Below are 23,547 nucleotides of genomic sequence, written 5' to 3'. Positions count from 1 at the left end.
GCCGAGACCGGCTCGAATCGGCCGTCAGTCTTGAGGGATAGGAGCCCTCGGAGGATCTAGAAGTCTGAGGGTTAAAAAATTACAGGCGTCCGTAAATTCGGGTAATGTGTTTTCTTCCGCGTGAAGAGCAGAGTCCAAATCTCCGAGAATCTGATAGATCGCGATCGCTTCACCGATATCGATTTTCGCATTACAGAATTTGCCCAATCGAAATTCGGAAATCGATTTGAGATGAAGTAAAAGCGCGTAAATCCGAGTTTGCTTTTCTCCGATTCTAGAAAGTATTTCAAGAGCCTGATCGTAATGTTTGATTGCCCTGTCGTAATTCTTAATTTTCTGTTCAAGGCTACCCAAGGCCATGTATTTTTTTGCAAGTTCCAGCTCGGTCCGGGGAATAAATTCCCGGAATATAGCGCTCCCGCCCGAGGGTTCCGTCTCAGCCTCGTCCTCGGCGTATAAATCTGCATAAGCAGTCATGCTAAGTGCGAACAGTAAAATGAACCTCATAGCTCCTTCTCGCGTTTTACGTTTCTCTAGAAGTATAGACGCAGATTAGTTCATTTATTCTTTAATAGATGGAGAAAGTGTATGCGGTTTCCCGTAAGTAAACCCCGTTTAGACGTTAAAATTTCGTTAAGATCCGTTACGGGCGATTCTGTAACAAGATCGCTCATTTTATTATTTCCGATACCCCCTAGCTGAAGGCTTATAATCACTGAGAAATATCAGCGAATGCGAGTTAATATTCAGCTTCTTTTCGATTTCGAGATCATTTACATTTAGTTTAATCATAAATTATGGATGCTCTAGAACCGCAAAAAGGAAATTTATTTTTGCAAATCAGACGCAACTCACCTAAAAACGGTTTTATAAGATATAATGCCGTAATTCCAACGTTGGTTTTATTCCTTTTGATGATGTTTCCGAACCGATTGATCACGGATGGGCTACGACTCAATGAAGAGCAGGAATTATTAAGTCAGTGTAAAGAAAAATTCAATTTTAAACAAACTGACGAGGCAATTTCACTCTGTAGCAAGGCCATAATTTTAGATCCAACCGACGAAAATGCCTACAATCTGCGAGGCTGGGTTAAAGTGTATAAAAATCAATTTCCGGAAGCTGTCATCGATTTTTCGTCTGCGATAAAAATCAATTCGAAGAATTGGAACTCCTTCTTTAAGCGAAGTTATGCTTATTATTTTCTGGGGGAATATGAAAAATCCCTCTCGGACATAAACAGGTCGATCCAACTCAATCCGAATCACTTCGATTCTTATTTCTTAAGATCGATGATCTACGAATCCCGAAAAAACTATTCGGAAGCATTAGCGGACATCAACACTTGCTTACGTAAAGATGCCAGATCCGACGAAGCGCTTATCCAAAGAGGACGGCTTTATCTAAAATTCAACAGGCCGGATGATGCATTAAAAGACTTTGATAGAGTGATATCATTCATAAACCCTAAAAATGCGATAGCCTTCTATTATAGGGGATTAATTCGAGCTTCGTATAAGCAACCGCAAATTACCGAGCAAGCTTGTGAAGATTTCAGGAAGGCCGTCGAGTTAGGAAACGAAGGAGCTCGAAATGCGATATTGGAATATTGTTCGTATAACCCGGACAATTGATCGTCCTAACGTTTCTTCGGCTGAGTATAAAATCTTTACTGCAACGATTTCGACCGCATCTTTTACTATACACCCGAAAGCCGGACAAACGCATTAAGCTTCACCGAGAATAAGCGATATCGATTTCTATCCGATGTTTTTCGATTAAGCCTGGAACTCCTCCACCTTTCTTTGCAGCGAGGTACTTAACTCTTTGCATTCTTTAGTTTGATCGGCGGACGCGGATGCCTGCTGTGAAATAAAGGAATTAGAAGACTGTATTTTATCCAGCAATAATCTTATTTCCTCCAATCCCCTCTTTTCCTCTTCCGTTGCGCGACGAATAACTTCTGCAATTTGATCCACTTTTCCATGAGCGGAAGAGACCGTGTTTATTGCCTCGGACTGAATGCCTAAAATGGAGACGAATTTATTCAAACTTTCTCGGACAGAATCGACATCGGATAAAATTAAGGAAATCGTCTTGGTTCCGGTTTGGACAATTTCGGTGTTTTTAGACATTTCCTCGGTTCCGTTCTTAACCAAACGAAAAATTTCTTTGATCGTTCTGCCGGTTTGATCCGCTAACTTTGAAATCTCATCTGCGACCACCGCGAAACCTCTTCCGTGTTCTCCTGCCCTGGCCGCCTCGATCGACGCGTTTAATGCCAATAAATTTACTTTATCTGCGATATCGGTTATCGTACTTAATTTTGCGGCGGTCTCCGACGAACTGGTTTCGATTCTCTCGATGGACTTTTCGATCGCCTGCAGACTTTTTTCGGATTCTCTCGCATGGTTCCAGGTAGTTTCGAATAAATTCTTGGTTGAAAGTAATTGTCCTTTCATTTTATCGAAGCTTTCTTCGAGATTTTGAAAAGAGGAACCGAGAGCATGAGTCGCTTGAATTTGAGTGAGAGCAGATGCTGAAATGTTCATTATAGAATCCGAAATTTCGGTCATACTGGAATCGATTTCCGCCAAACTATCCGCTTGATCCGTGGTTTTTTCAGCTACGAAACCGGAACTAATTACCAAATTTTCTAGAATTTGGTTAACGGACTGCGATCGATCCCGGACCTCGGCTTGAATCGAATGATTACTCTTTCTTAAATCACTTAGGGCTAATAGACTTTCGGCTTGGCTTAAGAATTCCTTTTTGAACCTAACCGCATAGTAGATTAAGATACCGGTTTCAAATACTACGAATACAGCATGAGTAAAGACTATATCCCAACCATATCCGTAATTGAAGACTACTAACGGTATGTCGAAGATTTTCGCATTGATGCTCTGGCAGTAGGAAAGCAATCCATGATGGACGGCAATATACAGAGCCCCGGGCAAAAGCGCCTTCCAATCCCGATAGAGTAGTAAAAAAGCGAGCGCGCCGAAAATGTGAAAATGCATTTCTATGCTTCCATACTGGGACTGTATTAGAACCGCCGACCAAAGCATGATTAGAACCGAATTGAGTAACCGCAGTAAATAATGCCCCCGCAATAATAGAAAGCCGATCGTCGCCGACACGCTGATGACTATCGAAGAAACCGCTACAAATTTCCAAGATCCGAATTTTATGGAAAACAGGAATACCACAGGTACATGAGATAATAATAATATATAGAAAAACCGATCGACTTTCCGGATTTCCCGATTAAATTGATCTCGAGCGATCGAATAAAAGTCACTGTTGCCTGATGATTTCATATTTCTCCTCGGATGAGATTATTTTAGTGACGCTAGTTTTGTAAGTTCAGGACTAACCATATTACTTTGCGAAAAATTCGGAAAAAGGATTTTGATCTTCGCTTCTTCGTTAACCCAGAACATAACGTCGAGATGTTCTATTTCGAATGTTGTCGGATTTTTGATGATGCGATTTCCAAATAATCCTGCTAATCGAAATGACTTCTCGGAAGTTTCCGGCCTTAAAATTCGTATCCTATGCGGTGGAGTTTCAGAAAAGTAATTCCGCCAACCGTCCGTAGATTCGTTTTCCGGATCTAGGCTGATCAAAACGATTTGCAAAGATTCACTTTCGGATTCGTTCAGGATTTTTTTGAATTTCGTGATAGCTCCGTGGCAAACCGATTTACAATTTAGGTAACCGAAATATACGAGACTCTGTTTTCCAAAAAAGATGGAATTCTCGCGGGTTTTGGGACCGCTCTGATTTTCGAAGAAAATAGGGTCTAAAACCACTTCTCTATCGAAATCGGGAGAAGAGAAAGAATAGAAATGAAAGACGGCTAACGGAATAATTGAGCCGATTATTCCTAAAACCAATTTCGCATTCTCAAATTTTCCTGCTTTTTCGTCCGGCTTCAAAAGAGAATTCCTTTCTAAAATCCAATAGACGAAATTCTTTCCAGCAATGCGAAATATTTCCTGAAAATTATAAAAATGAAATGAACGAAAATCGGTCAAATATATGTGATGCGACGAATGAATCTTGCAGATTTGCTGCAATTTAGAGTCAATCGCAGCGGATCGCATACACTAAGAATGCCATGTCGCTTATCATCCACTTCTCCGCCTGCAATTAATCGTCCCTTGACCGGAACTAAGTCGAATACCGTCAAGCGTTGCGTCATTTCAGCTCGAACGACTCCAAATGGTTTTCTTCGGATGCGAATGCAGTTTTTTCGCATCGAGTCTCGAATCAGTTAAGTACAGCGATTGAAATTCATTTTCCCCAGTGCTTTCTTTTTGGAGCAATGTTCCGGTCCGAAAGACATCTCGACCGATAAGCGAAATCATAGATCGTATTGAATTTGGAAATGAAGCGATTCAGAATTCGGAAATCCTGAAATATAAAAAGAGCAGCTTGAGAAGGTCTCTATTCGCTTCTCGTCATTCGGAGAAAATGAATATTCGCTTAAAAATATCCGCTCGGGTCTTTCGAACGCGAAAATCTCACTAATTTAATCTAATACAGATCGTCTTTAAAAATACTTTTGTATAAAACCGATATCCACGGAGTCCGCCATTCGATGCCCGTATTCCACAAAATGATCGATGTACTCGACTTTATCCAACTCGTTTTCATTATCATGAAGTATGGTATCGAATCTATGAAAGCGCAGGTTCTCGTTTAGCTTAGCTACGTACTGTGCAGCAAGAACTTGATCGATCGTTGACTCGGCCCGAGCCTGAAACGGGTATTTAAAGATTTGCCCTAGAAAATCGGTTTTGGATGCCGTAGAATAGCTTACAAATGGGTCTTTATTTCCGGTTCCAAGAGATAAAATGAGAGTCCCCTCTTGGTACCAACTCTTCGCTAAAATTTCCGTAAGAATATAATGAATCGTATTGTTGTTGATGCCCTGTCCGCCGTCTTGAAATACTCCCCCCTCGACCTTTCTGCTAGAACCGTCGGGAAGATAATCGGTCCACTGGAAATTGGGAACATTAATTTTTCCAAAATAATAGGCCGCAGAGAGGGCCGACCAAGAAATTACTTCATACAGCGAATGTGAACCGTCATATGCATCCCAAGATTTTAAGAAATGAGTCCTCTGAGAGCAAAGATTAAACGAAGTGGCCATAAAATGGGTCTTCAAATCCTTCATTAATAAGGCCTCCAAGGGTTTGCCGTCGGAGGTTTTTGTGCTTTTGATTTGCTCGATAAACGGATTTCGATCGTATTTCCCTCTCAGCCAGTTTCCCGGATTCCATCGGGTTCGGGGAGAGAATAGGTCCGCGCCCTTCTTAATATACAGATCCGCAATCGCTTGTGCCGGAACTCCTGCAGCGATAGCGCCTCCTATAATCGCCCCGGTGGAAGAGCCTGTTATGAGGTCAAACGATTCGAACAACGTAGCCTGCTTCGCTTCTTTAAGAAGGGCCTCTAATTTTACGAGGACCAAAGCCGGCATAATACCTAATATTCCGCCACCATCAATTTGTAATATTCGTTTCATATAATACCTTAAATTTCGTAGGTTCTAAGTTTGTGCGAATTGCATCTCTCGAATCGGAGTCGCTAAGACGGTCATTTCTTCATATATTTATGTTTCTTGCAATAAAGAAAAATACGCGGATTTGCATAAAAATATAACGATAGACTTTCCTCCAATATGCCGACGGAATACGGAAACTATTCTCGGAATTAGAATATCCGCGGAATGCTAAAAATGAATACGTAACGAATCTCTCCTCCAAGATTTCTTAATATATTTAACATTGTCGGCTTTAATCCACGGAAAACGACTCCGAGGCGGTCTTTAAGCGTAGAGCTGTTTATGTTTTAAGCGGTTCAGGTAAGAAATTGTCCGGGGAAGAATGATTTTTCAGCGCAGAAGTCCGGCAACATCGAGGAGCCCGGGACTTTCTGCAGGATAAAACGGATTCTTCCGTTGTCCGTCGTGGAATATAAGAAAAAGGATTACTCCTCCCGCACGATCCTAAAATAATTGCCGTCTTGCCAATTTTCGTATTTAGACCATGATATCCTCTTTCCTTTCGGTATATAAGGAGAATCTAATGGTTTAATCTTTATTCCCTGAAACAAAGAATAAATTCCGATCGCTAACGAGATTGCGACATCCTTTCTTCGCTTAGTCAGAATTTTCATGTCTTTTTCCTTATCGATATAACCGATTTCAAGATACGCGGAAATGGCGTTGATGAAAGTGGGTAAGCTATAAGTGGAAATATAAGGATCGTTGATCGGCCCCGGATGAGATAGCTCGACTTCCTCGGTCGGTATGGAGCGAAGTCCGTATTGGACAAATCTCATCAGTTCGACGGCCGCAAAATTATTATCGCCCCCGAATCCTTCCGGCCCGTCTTCCCTTCTCCAAAATTCGGCCTGGGAACGTTCTCGATCCCAAAACGGACCTTTGGCGGAATACTCGGAATGTTTTTTTGCATAAGGTCCGGGACCTCCTAGTTTAGCCCTCTCGATCCAGCCTGGCGAATCCGCATATTTCCAGGTTACCATATTTTGACGATAGCCTTCGAAGTTCGCGAGGTCGGATTTCTTTCCGGATTTATTAGGCCAGTAACCGTTAAAATAGATCCACGAATCCGCAACCGCGTTTTGTAATGTTGACCATTCCATCTTGAATCGCATCCATTCCTTCCACGGTCCGTTCTCGAAGGATTTTGAAGGAGCTCCCTCCGAAATCTTTCGCAAGGCATAGAACGTACGATAAGAGGGAGCGAGAACGGCAGCCATACCGCCGGGATGATCCTTCCAGCTAGGATTCAAATGTAAAGAAAGCACGAGATATGGACGAAAAGCGTTGATTCTGGAGATTCGTCCGGATCGAATTTTACCCGACTTCTTGTCCGGGTAATCGTAAAGACGATAATTGGCGTTCGGATCGGAAGATAAATCGATCCCTTCTTCGGACGCCGTCTCTTCTCGCGTTAGGTCCGAATCGATTCGAATCCAAGGTAGGGAATCGTTCGTAAACCGCTTCGCATATCCTTGAAATGTTTCGAAACCTTCCGAAGTCTTCGTAAGATCCAAAATTTCCTTCACTTCTTTGGCGAGCGCTAGGACGACCTCGCTTTCTCTTCGCCCCTTGGACTTCGCTCCGGCTTTGTAAGGTTCCAAATACTTTTGTGTAACGGGATCGTATTTATCCCCGTGATCTTCTTTAGGTTTGAGATCGAGACCGCCGTGCCCGGGATCGATTAAAATATTAAACGTTTTTTTCGGAACTTCCTGCGCGGATAAAGAAACGGTAATAAAAAAGATAAATAGTAAGTTTGGAAATTTTTTGTCCACTTAAGGAAACGATTTTATCCAAACGGATTCGTGTAAAGCTTGTTCCTCTGCGAAAAGCTGAAAGCGACTTCCGGGGAAATCCGGGGAAAAGCTCCCCGGTTAAAAAGCGGGTGAATTAAAGTTTTGATTCGGAAAAAATCAGGTTTCGATTATCGCTAAGATCCACTTTATATTTCTCGCGGACCGTCTTGCTCTCTTCTTCCGGCTTCAAGCGGCTTAAGATAGAAATTCCGTATTCTTTCGCAAGGCGAAGATGGACCAGGCTATCTTTAAACCGGGAATCTTTTCTCATTCTTTCGGCCTGAATATATTCATAATATGCAATTTGCAGCTTGTGATGATTTTGGGAAATATCCCGACCCGCATTGCCCTTGGCTGCATCGGCCGGAGCCTGTTTTTGCTCTACTCCGACAATCGTGTCGGCGCATTCCCCTAGGAGCTGATCCACTTTCTGATTATAAAGATCGGAAAATTTTCCGTACAATTTATTCGTAGCAAGTTCGGTTTCTTTGGTTTTGCGACCCGAAACAACGTATTTTCTCATTAGGTAGAATTTATACGCTTCATTATATTTTTTCCAAATGGAATCGAACTCTTCCTGGGATCCTTGTACCTGAGAACCGAAATTTTTCACCACGATTTGCAATGCGGCTAAATCGTGTTTCAGTCTGGTCTGAGTGGAATCCAAAGTTCTGGCATAATGAAATTCTTCTAAATAATCGCCCTGGTATTTCGGATCGTCCGCGACACTCGCCAGTTCCGCCGTTTTCGAGTCGTTGGCTTGCGGTTTATTTTGTGCGATCACACCGTAGGAAGTGGCCAATAGAAATCCTAATACCGCGAGTTTCATAGGGAAAAAACTTTTTGTCATGCTATCGCTCCCTCGCGGCAATATAGCATATTCCATCGAGGTGTAACAAGCTTTTTACTAGTAAAAATCGATGCAGATTAGGCCGTCGCCTACGGGGAAGAGAGTATAAGGCAGGCCGGATTCCTTTAGGATCGCCCAGAAGGAACGGATCGCCCGGTCGGAAGGAGCCTGGCGATCGGGATCTGCCGGCCTCCCGTGCCAGAGTACATTATCGAAAACGACTCTAAGCCTTCTTCCCTTTCCCGAATCTCGAAGCAATTTTAAAATTTCCGGATATCGAACCTTATCGCAATCCACGAATAAGAATTCCCTTTCGTCCGTCGTCGAAGATAAAAATCTTCGTAAAGCCTCCACACATTCTCCGCGCAGGAGTTCCACCCGAGAGGAGCTGTCGACCAATCGATCCAGATAGGATTGAGTCATTTCCATAAATTGAATTTCCCGATCTACACTTTGGATTTTAGCCGTTTCGCTTAGAGCGGAATATATCCAAATCAAAGAAACCCCGTATCCCGTCCCTAATTCGAGAACTCTCGCAGGTGCCCAGGATGAGACGAGAAAGGAGAGTACTCCTCCCGAGGCCGGGGAAAGAACAGGAACCTTATCTCTCGATGCATTTTCCTCCAGGTGATAAAGCCAAGGATAAGGGCGACGAACGAGATCCCGATCGATCCATTCCTCCAGGCCGTCTTTGTAAAGCGACAAGCCTTTTTTATCCGGATGTTTCTTTGAATCAGTCATATTCAAAATTTCTTAATGATACGGTCGCTCACTCCGGTAGAAAAAGATGAAATCGATCCCTTTCCGAAGCGGGAATTTTCTTTGCGATCACTTTCTTGATATACGGAATCGGATATCGTTTAGAGAAATGAATGAGTACGATTTTTTCGTTTTTAAAAGCCGATAAATTATGAAGAATTTCATCCAAGTGAATATGCCCCCATTCTCTCGCCTTCGAGACGTCCCGCTCTTCGTCGATATATGTGCATTCCAGAAAGACTACTTCCGACTCGGCAACATCCTTGTGAGTGAGAACGTATTCGATTTTGGTATCGCCGGAAAAACTGACGACCGGTTTCGATATGATTTCATCGATCGGGCCGGATACTTTTTTCCTCTCGGCGAGCTCGGCAGCACTGAGACCTTGAAATTCCGTCTTTAACTTTTTCTTCCGTTCGTAAACCGTGTAGCCTTGAGAAACGACTCGATGGAACGTCCTCCAAGGTTTGAACGTATGGTAAGGATCTATCTCGACTTCTTCCCCTTCCGCAACTCCGAATAATTCGTATCGGTAGGGAAAATCCTCTATCTTGGAATAAAGAGCTAGAATTTCGTGCAAAGGAATTTCCAATTCCTTCGGTACGTAAATTTTAGGAGGAGTGAGTTTGCGCAAGGATCGTTGCGAAACATAATAGGGAATTCCCGCAGAGTGATCCAAATGAGCGTGAGTCAATAACAACTTACCGATATGAATCTTATTGGGATTCTGATGACCGATATCGAACATCAGATTTAAGTTTGACATGATAATCGAAGTGCGGATTCCCCCTTCCGAAATTCCCTCGTAGGAATACCGCTTATGTTCGAAACGACTTTGCATCCTAAGGAACGGGGTCCTCCGGACCGATCACTTTCAAAGAGGGGAGATCCTGTTGAATCGATGTTTTCGGTCCCGAAACGATCGCAGTCAATCCGTCCCGGCGGAAATACGCTTTTCCGACTTTTCGCAGATCTTCCAAACTCACAGCTTGGATTTTATCCCGATAGATACGGAGATAATCCTTAGGCATGCGATGTTCCCTAAATCGGGCCTCATTTCTGAGAATTTCCAGTGAGTCCGTAAAAAGAAAAATAAATTTATTCAGAATCGCTTCTTTAGCGTTTTTTAATTCTTCTTCGGTTATTTTCGAGAAGGTTTTATCGCTCAAAATTTCTCCCATCAAATCGTAAACTTCCATCGTTGTTTGCGATTTAGTTTGGGTCATGAAAAAAATCAGGGAATGGTCCTTTTCAAAAATAGGGTGACTAGACGACGAATAAGCCAACCCCTTATCCGAACGAATCCTACTCATAAAATAGGAATTGAAACCGCCTCCGCCTACGATATAATTCAAGAGTTGGATCGCATAAAAATCGGGATGATTATGCGCGGGCCCGACTCCTAAAAATAGGACGACATTTTGCGTGTTACCTTTGTCGACGATAAGATTCTTATATCCCACCGACTTTAAGTTCTTCTCAAGTTCCACTTGCGACAACGACTCGGGGTCCTTCTTGGCGACTTCATCCGAATTGGGTAATACTTCGGCCAAAAAGCCCGGCACTTCCGAATCCTGCCATTCCCCGGTAACTAAAACCGATTTACGGGACTTTAAAACGACATTCTTATAGTAGTCGGAAACGGCCTCCTCGGTCAAACCGTCCAAACGTGACTGAGAAACGGAAGTGCCGCGGATTTTTCCTTTGTAGGCGAGTTCCAATGCCTTTCGACCGGCGAGAGCGGCAATATTATCGTTTCTTCGTTTAATCTGTTCGCCTAATTGCAGTTTAGCGATTTCGAAAGCTTCCTGACCGAACTTAGGCTGGTTCAAAAACTCGGAAATTAAAGCCCTCGATTCTTTATCGTATCTAGTCAGCCAGGAAAATGTTAAGGTAACGGTCTCCAAGTCCGAATCGACGCGCAATCGAGAACCGTATGATTCCCATACTTCCGCGAAGGATTCTCCGGGGTGGGATTGAGTTCCTCCCTTCTTCCAGGCTTCGGGAAGGACTTCCGACAATTCGTATTTTATCTGGGGATAATAGGAAGGCCCCGCATAAAAGGATATTTCCAATGTACGTAGAGGGAACTCCCCGTTCGGCAGAAATAGAACCCTGGTATTCGGATTCAATTGAATCTCTTTTATTTCAGGAAAATGAAATTCAAGAGGAGGAATCTTGACGTTCTTAACGAAATCACCCGGTGCCGAGTTCGTTCCGACGGGCAAAAGGAGAAGGACTAAAAGAATGAAAAAAGCCGATCGAGAGAATTTCATTTTTGTTCCCCCTCGGAGGTGATTAAATCACCGACCGTTAAATTACGAGGCACGAAATATTTCTTAGCCACTCTTCTTATATCCTCTGACGAAACCCTGTCCAACTGGGAATAATCGTCGAAAATTGCGGCCCAATTCCCGGCCAAAAGTTCGTAATACGTCAACACATCCGCAAGCTTTCCGTTGCTATTCAACCCGCGAATGTAATCCCCGACGATCTGATTTTTTATTTTTAAAAGTTCTTCGTCGCTTACGGATTCGTTCTTTAAGGTTTCAATTTCCTCCAAAATGGAGGTTTCGATTTTGTCGGGATCCGCTCCGCGGACATTCGTAACGTAAATTGCGAATAGGCTATCGTATCTTTCGCCGGGTTCCCCCGTCCAACAGGACACCTTCTGGGCCAATTTCTCCCGAAGAACGAGTCGTTTATACAATCGGCCGGTCTCACCTTGGGTTAATATCGCGTCGATCAAATCCAAAACCGGTCGATCGACATGAGGAGGCGCCGGCGTCAACCAACCCATTACTTTCATCGGCCCCGAAGAATGCCGAACGCTTACCCTGCGGGTGTCATGATCGTAAGTTTCTTTCTGAAGAATCGGCTGCGCAGGACTTCCGTCCGGAATATCCTCGAAGTATTTTCGAACCAACGCTTCCGCCGATGTAAAATCGAGATCGCCTACGATCGCGATCGCCATATTACCCGGACGATAGTTTCTCCGGAAAAAATCCTCCGTCTTATCTATATCCAAGAACGGAAGATTCGATTCGTAACCGATCACCGGCATCCGGTAGGGATGCTTTTCAAACGCCGCTCCTAAAAACTTCTCCCGTAAGATTCCGAGCCCTTGATTATCGACCCGCATTCTTCTTTCTTCAAGAACGACATCCCTTTCCGTATAATATTCTCTTAATATAGGATTTTTGAGTCTGTCCGATTCCAACTTGGCCCATATTTCCAGTCGATTTGAAGGAAGTAAAATTTGATAGTTCGTGACGTCGTCCGTCGTGTAAGCGTTAAAGCCGGTTCCTCCGTTCTTATCATAGATATAGGAATCCTCGTTCGAGACGACGAATCTTCGATGAAACTCCAAAAGATTCCTGAACCTGGTCTCCAAAACGGCTTTTTCTTTTATAAAATCTTCCGGAATCGCTTCCTTATTTCGAATATATTCTCTTTCTTTAATGCGATAGGAATCTAATCGTTTTCCCCATACGCGAATTTGCTCCAGATAGATTTTTTCCTTTTCGTAATTATTCGTTCCTATATTTTTAGTTCCCTTAAAGAGCATATGCTCCAGCAAATGCGCCGTGCCTGCGATTTCCGGAGTTTCATCCACGGAGCCCACTAAGAATTTCGTATATACGGCAACGGTAGGAGATCCTTCCCGTTTCATTAAGAGCAGTCGAATTCCGTTCTTCAGAACGACTTTTTTGACTCTAGCTTCCAGGGACGTCCGAATACGGGAAAACAAGTCTTCTTCGGCATTCAAACCGGAAAAAGAGGAAATGCAAATGAGAGTTAAAAGTACCGTTCGTTTCGTTTTCGGGAAGGAGTTCCACATACCAACAGCATTTCCCCCGAAAGCGTTCATGTCGAGAAGTTCCGTGAAAAAATCCCGCTGGTTTTTCCAACGGGATTTACTAAAATGGGAACTATGCTCCGTTGGATAACGGTCTTAATTAGCCTTACTTCTATTGTATGCGAACCTGCGGACCCAGAGTTTCGTCGGAAGGCCTGGGATAACGTATCGGATACCGGTTTTATTTCCCACGAGTATTTTCAGGTGGTGGTCACGGTTCCGATTCCGAATCAAGAGAGACCGATTCTGGAATTGAGAGAAGAATGTCGTGCGAGGGCGCTCCGACGCAGGGACGAGATTACGATTCCGGTGATAGTAACGCAACTTCGGGAAGAACGAAAATATCTAAGAGGAACTGCCGAACAGACGAGAGTTCCCCCGTATGTCCCTCCGGCTCAACACCCGCAGGTCGGAGTGACTGGGGCCGCCGTATCACCGGGCATGGCGACGGCATCGATCACCCCGAACCAAACTCAGGCCCCGACCACAACTTCCCAACCGGGAGCCTCCGCAACGCCGGATAGAACCGATACTCAAAAAGAAATTGAAAAGAAAAAGAAAGAAAATGTAAATGCCGACTTTCTCGCTTACCGTGCGGCTTTTTCGTGGTTCTTGGATAAATTCTTCCTGTATAGGGAGGATTACGCGGACCCGAAACGCTGTACTTTGGTTTACAGAATTGTCGAAGCTGATTTGTTAGAGCGAATTTTAGAATCCCCCGTCCCTATTCCCATAAGGTAAACTCTGGAGCCTCTATGCAAAATAAAACTATCGCGTTACTTACCCTTGCCATTCTTTCACTCGCAGTTTGTAAAACTCCGAAAAAAGAAGACTCGCCCGTTGGCGGAACAAAATCCGTAGTTCAGGAATCCGCCCCCGCAGAAGAGGATCAATTCGTTAAAGCTACCGAAGGATTTATCAATTCTTCCACATATCAGGTCGTCGTCTCTTCGCTCGAAAGCAACGAACACGAAGCGCTTGAGCTAGCTCGAAAAAGAGCCTTAAATCTGTTTATCGCCGAAAAAGGCGACTTATTTAGACCTACGGATCGGAAATTTCTGAAGGAGTTGGTGGAGATAAAAGGAAAGATCGTCAAAACTTCGAAGCCGATCAACGGAAAAACATATTATCTTTTTCATATCTCCCAACCCGATCTAAAAGTCGAATTGAAAAAGTAACGCGGATTGGAAAGCGGGCTTTCGATCGTAAAGAATCGATCGTATGAACCCGCTTTTCGAATTCTACTTTATGATTTCTTTTTGGACGATCTTTCCGGGAATACAAATGTTTCGGTTGTAATCGCAGTAAAATATCTTGGCATGAATTTCGAGTTCGCCGGCGCCTTTTAGGGTAATCGCCATAGGATCCACCGATTCGAAATATTCTTTTTTCTTACTGGACGTTTTACCTTTTAATTTTAAGTCCGCCGACTCCAGTTTCAAACCGGGTCCGGCGTTGACGGTTATTTTATGAGGTGCGTCTTTCTGGATTCCGAAATGAGACGGATGAACGATCTTCAAAAAATACGTCTCTCCGATTCCTTTCTCCAATTTAAATTTGACCGGACTTTCCTCTTCGGCGGTTACCCCGAAAGAAATTCCGAGCATAAGCGCTAAGACAAATAAATTCAACTTCATGTTGTGTTAGACCGATTTCCGTTTGGGATTGTTGTCATCAAATCGCGTACCGGATAAATTTCTTTCTTTCTCCGAAAAGAGTAAGCAAGATTATCCTTTATAATTTTGGAATTGAAGATCAAACGGCAGATCCGCCGCTTTCAGTAAACGCATGACCTCCTGCAAATCGTCCTTTTTCTTCCCCTGAATGCGCACGCTTGTTCCCATGATCGTCGCGGTCACTTTCAGTTTTGAATCTTTTACGATCTTGGTGATTTCCTTAGTCTGTTCCTTTTCAAGACCGTTTCGAATTTTTACTTTCATCCGGACGGTATTTCCTGTTGCCGGTTCGATCTTTGATTTAAAGTCGAAGGATTTCAATCCTAAGCCGCGTTTTGCCATCTTATTGATCAAAACGTCGATCACGCTCTCCAGCTTCGCTTCATTGTCCGAAGTAAGGATGAGGCTTTCCTCCTCCAACTTAATCTCCGACTTGGAACCCTTGAAGTCGAATCTTGTTTTTATTTCGCTGATGGCCTGCGTGACCGCGTTCTGCAACTCCGGCCTATCGATCTCGGATACCACGTCAAACGAAGGATCGCTCATACTTTACTCCCGCTCAAGCCCGCCAAAGCCTGATTCACTACCAATTCCACCGCCTCTTCTAGCTTAGAGACGTTCTTTCCGCCCCCCTGGGCCATATCCGGTTTTCCACCGCCCTTACCGCCTAATACTTCGCAGGCGGCTTTTACCAAATCTCCGCAATGGACGAGTGTCCTGGCTAAAGACGGAGAGCAAGTGACTACGATACTTGCGTCTTCCTCATTGCGACTCGCCAGGACCGCAATGACCTCCTTTTCCCGAACTTTCAAATTATCCGAAAGCCCTTTTAAGGCCTTAGCATCCTTGGAATCGAAAATCGCGTGAACGATTTTGACGGAGCCCAGGACTTTAGCTGCGGAGAGTATGGAAGAAAGTATTTGCGGATTGTTCTCGAAGTCGCGAGATTCCCTATTTTTCTTTTCCTTTAAAAATTTCGACTGGGTCTCTTCGATTTCCGAACTCAGTTTTTCGGAAAGATTCCGTAATTCGGAAACCGCCTCCGCCCCCTTTTTTTCGAAAATCGCACGGATATCCTCGGGACGGAGCAGACTCTCTTTGATGGAAAGAGAAGCGGATTCCTCACCCAGCTCGTCTTTGATTTTTAAATTCAAAGTTTGTATAGCGCCCGTCAATTCCGCAAAGATGGTTTGAAAGGTTTCGATAACGAGCGGACCGGCAACCGCCTCGATCCTGCGGTTCCCGGCCCCGGGACTGGATTCCTTCCTTATAAAAAAGTACCCGATATCTCCGGTATTTAAAACGTGAGTTCCTCCGCAGAATTCCAACGATCGATCGCCCATTTGCAGGACTCGAACCGAGTCCCCGTATTTCTCGTCGAACGCGGCGACCGCGCCGGTCTTTTTGGCTTCTTCGATCGGCAAAATTTTGGTCTCTACCGGTATCGACATACCGATACTGTCGTTTACCCAGGATTCGACTTTACGAATCTCTTCTTCGCTTAACGCAGTCGGATGCGAAAAATCGAATCGTAAATATTCGGGGGAAACAATGGAGCCTTTTTGCATTACGTGAGCGCCCAGTAAATTTCTCAAAGCGCCGTTCAAAAGGTGGGTTCCCGAATGGTGTGATTTCAGTTTTTCGCGTCTTTCTTTTTCGACTTCCAAAACCGCCTCGTCGCCTACGTTAAAACTGCCGTTCAATACGGTACCGTAATGTAGTATGATATCGTTCTCTTTCTGCGTATCTAAAACCTTGAATACCGAAACATCCTTACGGATAAAACCCGTATCGCCGACCTGCCCGCCCCCTTCCGGATAAAAGGGTGTGGCCTTAAAAGTCAAGACTCCCGACTGCCCTTCCGTTAACGAAGTCACCGGTTTATTGTCCAAGAAAGCGTGCACGATTTCGGAACGAGCATCCAATCGAGTATAGCCCAGAAACTCCGTTTTATCGGTTTTAATTCCGGTAAATAAACTAGTTCGATTCGCCTTCCATGTTTCCCTAGAGGATCGGCGATCCTTTTCCAGTTCTTCCTCGAACCCGTTCCTATCGAACGAAAGCCCTTGTTCGGCAACGATCTCCTCGGTCATTTCCGCAGGAAACCCGTAGGTCCCATAGAGAAGAAAACTATCTTTTCCCGAGAATACGGTCGATTCCGACGCTTTGGTCTTTGCCACAAGAACTCCGATTTTCTCTAAACCGATCTCCAAAGTTTTCAGGAATAGCTCCTCTTCGGCGAGCAGAGTTCGCTCCACCGACGAAGCATGCTTTTCCAGTTCCGGGTAACGTTCTCGATAGATAGCAACCACCGGTTTTACGAGTTTATGCAAAAACGGTTCTTTTAGATCAAGCTTGCGCGCAAACAGCACCGCACGGCGAATCAAGCGACGAATGACGTAACCCCGCCCGGTACGATCGGGATAAATCCCGTCCGAAACGGCAAATAAGGCCGAACGAATATGATCGGTGATGACTCGAAACGGAACCTTCGTATTTTCTTCGTATTTTTTTTCCGAAACTTTTTCCACCTCGGAGATAATGCCTCGCAACTCGTCCGTATCGTAAACCGAATCGACTCCTTGCAGAAGTAAAGCGACTCTTTCCAAACCGGAACCGGTATCGATCCCGGTTTGCTTGAGAGGGTGAAGATTCCCGTCGGTATCCTGATTGAATTGATTAAAAACTATATTCCAAAATTCTAAAAAACGATCGCAGTCGCAACCGGGACGACATTCGTTTTTGGTTCCGCAGTCCGGGAATCCTTTCTCCGGTCCCCGATCCAAATACAACTCGGAACACGGACCACAGGCTCCGCTATCGCCCGCCGGTCCCCAAAAATTGTCTTTTTTACCGAGCCGAGTGATTCTCTCGGCTGGGATTCCCTTAGAGATCCAAATCTTTTCCGCCTCGTCGTCGTTCTCGAATACCGTGATCCAAATTTTATCTTTCGGAAACCCGAGATGGTTCACGGAGCAATCCAAGGCGAACTCGATGGCTTCCTCCTTAAAATAATCCCCGAAACTGAAATTTCCGAGCATTTCAAAGAAAGTACAATGCCTTTCCGTTTTCCCGACATTCTCTAAGTCGGTGGTTCTCAGACATTTTTGAGCGGAAGTGGCGCGAGTGTACGGAAGGTCGACTGCACCCGTAAAGAAAGGCTTAAATTGCACCATGCCGGCGGTGGTAAATAATAAGGTGGGATCTCCAGCGGGAAGGAGAGAAGAGGAAGGAACGACTGTGTGACCTTTCTGCTTAAAGTAATTCAGGAAGGTATTACGAACTTCGGAAACTTTCTTATACTTCATGTGTCCTCTACAAACAAAAAATGCCCGAGGTCTTGAGTTCAAGAACTTCAGGCATTTCGAGAAACGGTTCGAAAAACGAAGAATTAACGTTTAGAGAACTGGGTTCCTCTACGAGCTTTGTGTAGACCGTATTTTTTACGCTCCACCATTCTCGGGTCACGAGTTAATAAACCTTCTTTCTTAACTGTCGGTCTGAACTCAGGATTATAGCGACAGATGACCCGGGCCAATGCGTGGCGAATTGCTCCCACTTGACCGATGATTCCCCCGCCGGAAACGTTCAGTTTTAGATCGAACTTATCACTCAAGTTCAAAAGAGCAAGAGGGCTAAGCGCCTCTTTTAGATTAGAACGGCTGTTATGAAGATAATCCTTAATATCCTTGTCATTTACAAGAATCTTGCCGGAACCTTCTTTTAATTTCACACGGGCAATTGCGTTCTTACGACGACCTACGGCCCAAATTTCCTTGGCAGTTGCCATTTCTTTAATTCTCCTAGAGTTCCAGTTTCACCGGCTTTTGAGCGCCAAGATTGTGTTCCGCTCCCGGGAAAATCCGGAAATGGGTAAGCATTTCTGCACCAAGTTTGCTTTTAGGAAGCATACCCTTCACTGCTTCATACAGGATTCTTTCGGGATGTTTTTTTCTCATATCCTGAAGAGGGGTTACCGTCATACCGCCCGGATAGCGAGAGTGATGAAAATATTCTTTTTGGCTCTCTTTGCTGCCGGTAACGGATACCTTGGCTGCATTAACTACGATGATATTATCTCCACAATCGACGTGGGGAGTGAATGTGGGCTTATGTTTGCCCCTGAGTCTATGGGCGATTTCCGAAGCCAGGCGGCCTAAGGTCTTTCCTTCGGCATCCACGACGTACCAAGCCTTCTCGGCTTGTTCCTTTTTCAAGGAAGGAGTTCTATGCTGTTTAGATATGATTGGCATGGGAAAAAACGTCCTGTATTGGCCAATTTCGCGTACCGAGTATACGGGTCAAGGTATTTTCTCAGCAGAGGACAGAAGACTGAAGACAGACGCGTTCGCTTCGCGCCCGCTAGACAGAAGCTGCTCGACATTGTAAAGGCAGAGCGGCAGAGGAAAAGATCTACTGCACAGGAACTCTAACATAATTCGTTTTTAAAAAAATTGTTGTCAGGGTAACAGGAATAATTCTCAGTCCTCAGTCCTCAGTCCTCAGTCCTCAGTCCTCAGTCCTCAGTCCTCAGTCCTCAGTCCTCAGTCCTCAGTCCTCAGTCCTCAGTCTAGCGTGAGCAAAGCGAGCGCATCTGTCCCCTGTCCTCTGTCTTCCGCTTGCAATAAAACTAATCTTCTTTATGAATGGCAATTCCGATCCCATCCGATTCGGTGTTAGTAGCTAGTATGCTGTCGAAAATTTGAAATAGGAAAGGATTGATTCTTCGTTCGATCTGATTAAAATAATCAGTGAACAAAGTAGGAAGGCGGTTCGGGCAATTTCTCGGAAATAAACGATAAGATGATCATTTAGTCATTTTGTATCAAAAGAGTTAGTTTAAGATTGCCCTATTTTGCTTTGATCTTATCCTTCTTCCAAGGGGATCTATCCCGACTGTCAGATTCGATCATTTTGATTCAATTTGCACATGTATTTAGCTAAAATGGAAAAAAAAGAACCAAAATTAGACACTCCGGGCGAGCGACTGAAATCGGCCTTTAAACTTCTGGGAATTTCCAGAGAGGAAGGTGCCGTGGCGATCGGAACATCGCTCGTATCCATGAACCGGTATCTTAGTAACCAAGAACCGATTCCGGAATTCAGAATGGATTTACTTTTAATCAAGAAGGGAGTTTCAAAAAACTTCGTTTTTAACCATTCGGGAGAACCCAAAGCTTCCTGGGAAGAAAGGTTGGCTCTATTAGAAAAAGAGAATGCTCGCCTTGACGAAGTCAGGCATAATATGCTTCTTAGAGAGATAGTAACGGACCTTACCTACCTTCCCGAAGACGATTTAAAAATCCTTCAGGCAGTGATCGCAAAATTCAGACAATAGAAACTTTTATACCTCTTCTCGTTTCGAAGCGATCGTAAACGTATTTAAAACTCTCGGGTCGGTCTCTTTAATGAGAATCGATTTCGTACGATTCTGATAAACGAATCCGAATACGAAACCTCGGACGCTCTATCCGGATCGCAAGTTTCTTACTTAGGGACACTTTGTCTTGAGCGTAGACGTAATCGAAATCTCTATATCCGGCCAAAGTACGGATTTACCGTCTTTCCCAGTATGCAGATCCTTGCATACTTCGTTGAGAGCTGCGATTGCCGAGCCCGCTTTCCATTCCGTCAAATGAATGCTTCCTTTTACCTTGAGCAATTCCCCATTTTCCAAAGTAAAGGTCAAAGGTAGGTCTTTCGTAATTCCGTTTAAGGTTAATTTGATAATTCCGGTACCGGCGGATCCCGTCGAATCGAACTTGGCCGAGACGAAATGACCCGAAATTTTGCCTCCGTTCTTAAGAGCACCGAAGAACGCCCCTTTGATTTTTGCGTCCCGTTCCGGATTGCCGCTATCGAGATCGATCGGCTCCAGCGCAAATTTCAATCCCTTCAAAGCGGCTTCGGGAGACTTTCCGGTTTTGGTACCTGTAATTCCTACCTTAGTGAATTTTCCACCCACACCCGTTTTTTCCGTAAATTTAAAAGCTTTCCATTCTAAGCTTGTCTTTTCGGGATCGAGAGTATATTTACAGACCCCCGCTTTCGGAGCCGCGTCCATTTTGGATTGCCAACCTGCGAGGTAGATCGAGGCTAAGATAAGTCCGAAGAAAACGAAACGTCCTCCGGCGAGCAAATCGGATTTCGTGATCATGAGTTTCATGATATTGATAATGATACCGGACAGAATCGAAGTCAAGGTTTTTCGAAAATAACAGGAAAGCGATTTGAACGAAGAAGAATTGATCTCATCCTTGTATCCTGCAGGCAAAGAACAGGAAAGCGATTGTTATCTCGGTACCGACGGTTGCTTAATCACCACCGACACCATCGTGGAAGGAACCCATTTCCGACTAGACTGGACTAGTCCCGCCGATTTGGCTCGAAAATTAATCGAAGTCAACGTATCCGATATTGCGGCAGCCAACGGAGTTCCTCAAAAAGCCTTCTTCAATTTCGGGCTATCCCCTTCCTGCAATCGAAAGGAATTTCTGAATCCGTTCGTTCAAACATTTAAAGAAACGTTATATTATTACGGTATCGAACTCTGCGGAGGCGATACGTACCGTTCCCAAGAATTGAATTTAACGTTAACGCTACTCGGAAAATCCGAATCTCCGGTGAGCAGAAAAGGCGGACGGGCCGGTGACCGGGTTTACCTTACCGGGCATGTCGGAGCATCCCTACTCGGTTACAAAATTTTGGACGGATTCACGCCTTCTCTGCCGACCAGCCTCCGCGAAACTTCCATCGATCGGCATCTTCGACCTCGTTCACGTTTGTCCATTAGCCGTTCTTTATATTCCTCCCATAAGATTCATGCCGGAATGGATCTAACGGACGGACTAATCCAAGACCTGGGAAAATTGGCAAAAGTATCGCAATTAGTGATCGAGATCGAGCTAAACAGAGTTCCCGTTTTGGACGGGATCGAAACCGCGATCGGATTGGATGGAATTCTTAGTTCGGGAGAAGAGCTCGAATTATTATTCCTTTCGCCCGATTTGATTCCATCCCGCTGGGAATCCGTCGATATCACTCCCATCGGATCCGTCCGATCTACGAAAGAAAACGAGGTCCCGAGAGTGGACTTTTTGTTAAACGACCGATTGTTCCTTCCTACCGAAACTGGATTTAGACATTTTACGTAAATAAAGAAGGCTCTTTGGAGAAATCGTATGCCCAAAAATAGAATCGGTTTCCTAGATTTTTTACGAGGCTGTGCCTTGTACGGGATCCTCATCGTCAATCTACCTTATTTTGCAAAACCTATGTATTTAGTAGGATCCGTCGGAGAAAATACGAATTTGTTCGATTCGGCTGCATCTTGGATCGTTGCATTCTTTTTCGAATCTAAGTTTTATATTCTATTCTCGTTTCTATTCGGCTACGGTATCACCGTTCAAATAAAAGATTGGGAGGGAGTCGAATCCCGCAACCGATATCTTCGAAGAATGATCGGCCTATTTTTGATCGGATTACTTCACGGCATCTTTCTATTTTTAGGCGACATTCTTCTTTCGTACGCGATCCTCGGATGCGCTGCTTGGTTGATTCGGGAAAAAAAAACCGTCTGGTTGCTTAGATTCTCCCTAGGATTTTTACTCGTCGCGATTCTTTGCAGAATGATTCTTGCATTCGGGCAGGACGAATATCGAAGCAGATTGGCTTCGAGCTTATCCGGCATTCTTTTCGAAACTCGATCGGCATATTTGGGAAGCTTCTGGGAGGGAGCAAAACAACGTGCCAAGGATACGTTTATTTCCTATCCGTTCACGATTTTATTTCAATGGCCTTCCATTCTCTCGATGTTTGCGTTAGGTATAATCGCAGGAAAGACGTCTTTCTTCGAACGATGGGAGCAGAACAAAAACGGCTTAAAGAAATCGATCCCCTGGCTATTAACGTTAGGCCTGTCGGGTAATTTGATTTATTCGATCCATTCCAGGCATTTATTCTTCGAAGACCTTTCTTTAAGCTGGCTATTAGGGTTTTCTATACTGGATACCCTCAGCGCGCCTGCATTAACGATTTGTTACGTGTATTGGTTAGGCATTTACTATCATTCCGGTGCAAGTCTGCCCGATCGATCATGGTTCGAATCCGCCGGAAAATTCTCCTTATCGAATTACCTAGGACAGTCCGTCATTTGCTCGTGGATCTTTTGCGGTTGGGGATTAGGTTTTTATGATAAATTAGGCAACTTCCAACTACTGTTACTTGCATTTCCGATCTGGCTCGTTTGCGTCTTCGTATCGAAGATCTGGTCCCGTTTTTTTTCCGTCGGCCCAATGGAAACGATTCTAAGAACCGTCACTTACGTAAAATTCGGGAACATTCGTTTATTCTAATTTTTCAAAATATCATTTCAATGCAAACCCCGACGTTTCATCGACGGAATCGAGGAACTCGCTTCCTTTATAAATTCCGATTTCGAATGCTCGAGTCGAATAATATTTCAAACGGCCGAGTTTTGTTCCGAGTCGCGCAAAATGGAAAACCGAACTTCTATCCTTCCCGAAGAACTTCCAAATGTTCGCGGGAAAGAATCCAAAGAGTCGTTGCCGGATCGATCACAACCCCGGCGACTTCCTTATTCCCAAGCCCTGTCCGCCAAAGATCCGGAGCCGGAAGTCGAATCGTAGTCGTTTCCTTGCCGAAATACCGAATCACTTCTTCAGGATGCGAGAATGCCGGCAGGAAGATTCGTCCATTCTCATCCCTCACATACAGTAAAACGATTTGATCCTCTTGCTCTAGCTTTTTCTTTTTCTTTGCAGGAGCTTTCTTTTTAGATTTAGGTTTCGTCTTTTTTCCTGGAGGAAGTTTTCCCGCTTCTAAGCGCGGGACGAGAAAAGAGGATCTGGTCAGTTCTTCGGATAGCTTCGCTAAATTTTTCGGATTCTTCTTTTTCCCGTACTGGATCATCGCACGGCGGAATGCGGAATCATCAGCCTCGGCGTCGGAAGCATTACGTATCTCGCGGTTTAATAACGAGAGAAATTTTCTAAAAAAGGACATTC

23 protein-coding genes are annotated in these 23,547 nt (G+C 44.4%); 6 read left to right on the top strand and 17 right to left on the bottom strand.

Annotation, left to right across the window (positions count from 1 at the left end; genetic code table 11):
• Nucleotides 1–24: 24 nt before the first annotated feature.
• Nucleotides 25–507 (bottom strand): tetratricopeptide repeat protein, encoded by a 483-nt coding sequence (locus LEP1GSC047_RS01720; protein WP_010412454.1) that lies wholly within the window; start codon nt 505–507, stop codon nt 25–27.
• Between the two features lie 326 nt (nt 508–833).
• On the opposite strand from LEP1GSC047_RS01720, the gene LEP1GSC047_RS01715 reads away from it, so the two are divergent.
• Nucleotides 834–1,634: a tetratricopeptide repeat protein gene (locus tag LEP1GSC047_RS01715; protein ID WP_103186278.1), complete on the top strand. Its 801-nt coding sequence runs from the start codon at nt 834–836 to the stop codon at nt 1,632–1,634.
• Nucleotides 1,635–1,778: 144 nt separating this feature from the next.
• On the opposite strand, the gene LEP1GSC047_RS01710 is transcribed toward LEP1GSC047_RS01715, so the two are convergent.
• The 9 genes from LEP1GSC047_RS01710 to LEP1GSC047_RS01665 all read right to left on the bottom strand — a co-directional run bounded on the left by LEP1GSC047_RS01710 (nt 1,779) and on the right by LEP1GSC047_RS01665 (nt 12,827).
• Entirely contained in the window at nt 1,779–3,323 is a 1,545-nt protein-coding gene (locus tag LEP1GSC047_RS01710) for a methyl-accepting chemotaxis protein (protein WP_010412459.1), read from the bottom strand.
• A gap of 18 nt (nt 3,324–3,341) precedes the next feature.
• Nucleotides 3,342–3,944 carry an SCO family protein gene (locus tag LEP1GSC047_RS01705; protein WP_238325502.1) on the bottom strand — a complete coding sequence of 201 codons (603 nt, stop codon included), beginning with the start codon at nt 3,942–3,944 and terminating at the stop codon, nt 3,342–3,344.
• A 617-nt stretch (nt 3,945–4,561) separates the two neighbouring features.
• Entirely contained in the window at nt 4,562–5,539 is a 978-nt protein-coding gene (locus tag LEP1GSC047_RS01695) for a patatin-like phospholipase family protein (protein WP_081654331.1), read from the bottom strand.
• Nucleotides 5,540–6,003: 464 nt separating this feature from the next.
• A complete protein-coding gene (locus tag LEP1GSC047_RS01690) occupies nt 6,004–7,326 on the bottom strand; it encodes an N-acetylmuramoyl-L-alanine amidase CwlD (protein WP_039933909.1) in 1,323 nt (440 codons plus the stop codon).
• A 145-nt stretch (nt 7,327–7,471) separates the two neighbouring features.
• A complete protein-coding gene (locus LEP1GSC047_RS01685) occupies nt 7,472–8,227 on the bottom strand; it encodes a hypothetical protein (protein WP_010412474.1) in 756 nt (251 codons plus the stop codon).
• Between the two features lie 57 nt (nt 8,228–8,284).
• Nucleotides 8,285–8,968, bottom strand: a complete 684-nt coding sequence (locus LEP1GSC047_RS01680; RefSeq protein ID WP_010412479.1) for an O-methyltransferase — start codon at nt 8,966–8,968, stop codon at nt 8,285–8,287.
• A gap of 28 nt (nt 8,969–8,996) precedes the next feature.
• Complete coding sequence (locus tag LEP1GSC047_RS01675; protein WP_010412480.1) at nt 8,997–9,827, bottom strand: MBL fold metallo-hydrolase; 831 nt, start codon at nt 9,825–9,827, stop codon at nt 8,997–8,999.
• Nucleotide 9,828: 1 nt separating this feature from the next.
• Nucleotides 9,829–11,262 (bottom strand): M16 family metallopeptidase, encoded by a 1,434-nt coding sequence (locus LEP1GSC047_RS01670; RefSeq protein WP_010412483.1) that lies wholly within the window; start codon nt 11,260–11,262, stop codon nt 9,829–9,831.
• On the bottom strand, nt 11,259–12,827 hold the full coding sequence (locus LEP1GSC047_RS01665; protein WP_010412487.1) for a M16 family metallopeptidase: 1,569 nt from the start codon (nt 12,825–12,827) through the stop codon (nt 11,259–11,261). The genes LEP1GSC047_RS01670 and LEP1GSC047_RS01665 overlap by 4 nt, the downstream gene beginning before the upstream one ends.
• Nucleotides 12,828–12,911: 84 nt before the next feature.
• On the opposite strand from LEP1GSC047_RS01665, the gene LEP1GSC047_RS01660 reads away from it, so the two are divergent.
• Nucleotides 12,912–13,586 carry a hypothetical protein gene (locus LEP1GSC047_RS01660; protein ID WP_010412489.1) on the top strand — a complete coding sequence of 225 codons (675 nt, stop codon included), beginning with the start codon at nt 12,912–12,914 and terminating at the stop codon, nt 13,584–13,586.
• A 14-nt stretch (nt 13,587–13,600) separates the two neighbouring features.
• Nucleotides 13,601–14,023: a lipoprotein gene (locus LEP1GSC047_RS01655; RefSeq protein ID WP_010412491.1), complete on the top strand. Its 423-nt coding sequence runs from the start codon at nt 13,601–13,603 to the stop codon at nt 14,021–14,023.
• Between the two features lie 63 nt (nt 14,024–14,086).
• Here LEP1GSC047_RS01655 and mpl17 read toward each other — a convergent pair whose 3' ends face one another.
• The 5 genes from mpl17 to rplM all read right to left on the bottom strand — a co-directional run bounded on the left by mpl17 (nt 14,087) and on the right by rplM (nt 18,774).
• On the bottom strand, nt 14,087–14,482 hold the full coding sequence (gene mpl17, locus LEP1GSC047_RS01650) for a cell surface protein MPL17 (RefSeq protein WP_010412494.1): 396 nt from the start codon (nt 14,480–14,482) through the stop codon (nt 14,087–14,089).
• Between the two features lie 90 nt (nt 14,483–14,572).
• A complete protein-coding gene (locus LEP1GSC047_RS01645; RefSeq protein ID WP_010412497.1) occupies nt 14,573–15,067 on the bottom strand; it encodes a YajQ family cyclic di-GMP-binding protein in 495 nt (164 codons plus the stop codon).
• Nucleotides 15,064–17,829 (bottom strand): alanine--tRNA ligase, encoded by a 2,766-nt coding sequence (gene alaS, locus LEP1GSC047_RS01640; protein WP_010412502.1) that lies wholly within the window; start codon nt 17,827–17,829, stop codon nt 15,064–15,066. The genes LEP1GSC047_RS01645 and alaS overlap by 4 nt, the downstream gene beginning before the upstream one ends.
• Before the next feature lie 83 nt (nt 17,830–17,912).
• Nucleotides 17,913–18,311 (bottom strand): 30S ribosomal protein S9, encoded by a 399-nt coding sequence (gene rpsI / locus LEP1GSC047_RS01635; protein ID WP_010412505.1) that lies wholly within the window; start codon nt 18,309–18,311, stop codon nt 17,913–17,915.
• 13 nt (nt 18,312–18,324) lie between these two features.
• Nucleotides 18,325–18,774, bottom strand: coding sequence for a 50S ribosomal protein L13 (gene rplM / locus LEP1GSC047_RS01630; protein WP_010412508.1), 450 nt, complete (start codon nt 18,772–18,774; stop codon nt 18,325–18,327).
• 692 nt (nt 18,775–19,466) lie between these two features.
• On the opposite strand from rplM, the gene LEP1GSC047_RS01625 reads away from it, so the two are divergent.
• Complete coding sequence (locus tag LEP1GSC047_RS01625) at nt 19,467–19,859, top strand: hypothetical protein (RefSeq protein ID WP_039933902.1); 393 nt, start codon at nt 19,467–19,469, stop codon at nt 19,857–19,859.
• 153 nt (nt 19,860–20,012) lie between these two features.
• Here LEP1GSC047_RS01625 and LEP1GSC047_RS01620 read toward each other — a convergent pair whose 3' ends face one another.
• A complete protein-coding gene (locus tag LEP1GSC047_RS01620; RefSeq protein ID WP_052580607.1) occupies nt 20,013–20,687 on the bottom strand; it encodes a YceI family protein in 675 nt (224 codons plus the stop codon).
• Nucleotides 20,688–20,751: 64 nt separating this feature from the next.
• Here LEP1GSC047_RS01620 and LEP1GSC047_RS01615 point away from each other — a divergent pair, with 64 nt between their 5' ends.
• A complete protein-coding gene (locus LEP1GSC047_RS01615; RefSeq protein WP_010412516.1) occupies nt 20,752–21,675 on the top strand; it encodes a thiamine-phosphate kinase in 924 nt (307 codons plus the stop codon).
• 27 nt (nt 21,676–21,702) lie between these two features.
• The gene (locus tag LEP1GSC047_RS01610; RefSeq protein ID WP_020988155.1) at nt 21,703–22,875 is read left to right on the top strand and encodes a DUF418 domain-containing protein; all 1,173 of its coding nucleotides are present in this window, start codon (nt 21,703–21,705) and stop codon (nt 22,873–22,875) included.
• A gap of 157 nt (nt 22,876–23,032) precedes the next feature.
• Here LEP1GSC047_RS01610 and LEP1GSC047_RS01605 read toward each other — a convergent pair whose 3' ends face one another.
• Entirely contained in the window at nt 23,033–23,545 is a 513-nt protein-coding gene (locus tag LEP1GSC047_RS01605) for an SseB family protein (protein WP_010412523.1), read from the bottom strand.
• Nucleotides 23,546–23,547: the final 2 nt, after the last annotated feature.

This window comes from Leptospira inadai serovar Lyme str. 10 (genome assembly GCF_000243675.2).
Taxonomy (GTDB): Bacteria; Spirochaetota; Leptospiria; order Leptospirales; family Leptospiraceae; genus Leptospira_B; species Leptospira_B inadai.
Note: the sequence above shows the minus strand (reverse complement) of the source record. Positions and strands in the feature narration are given on the sequence as shown.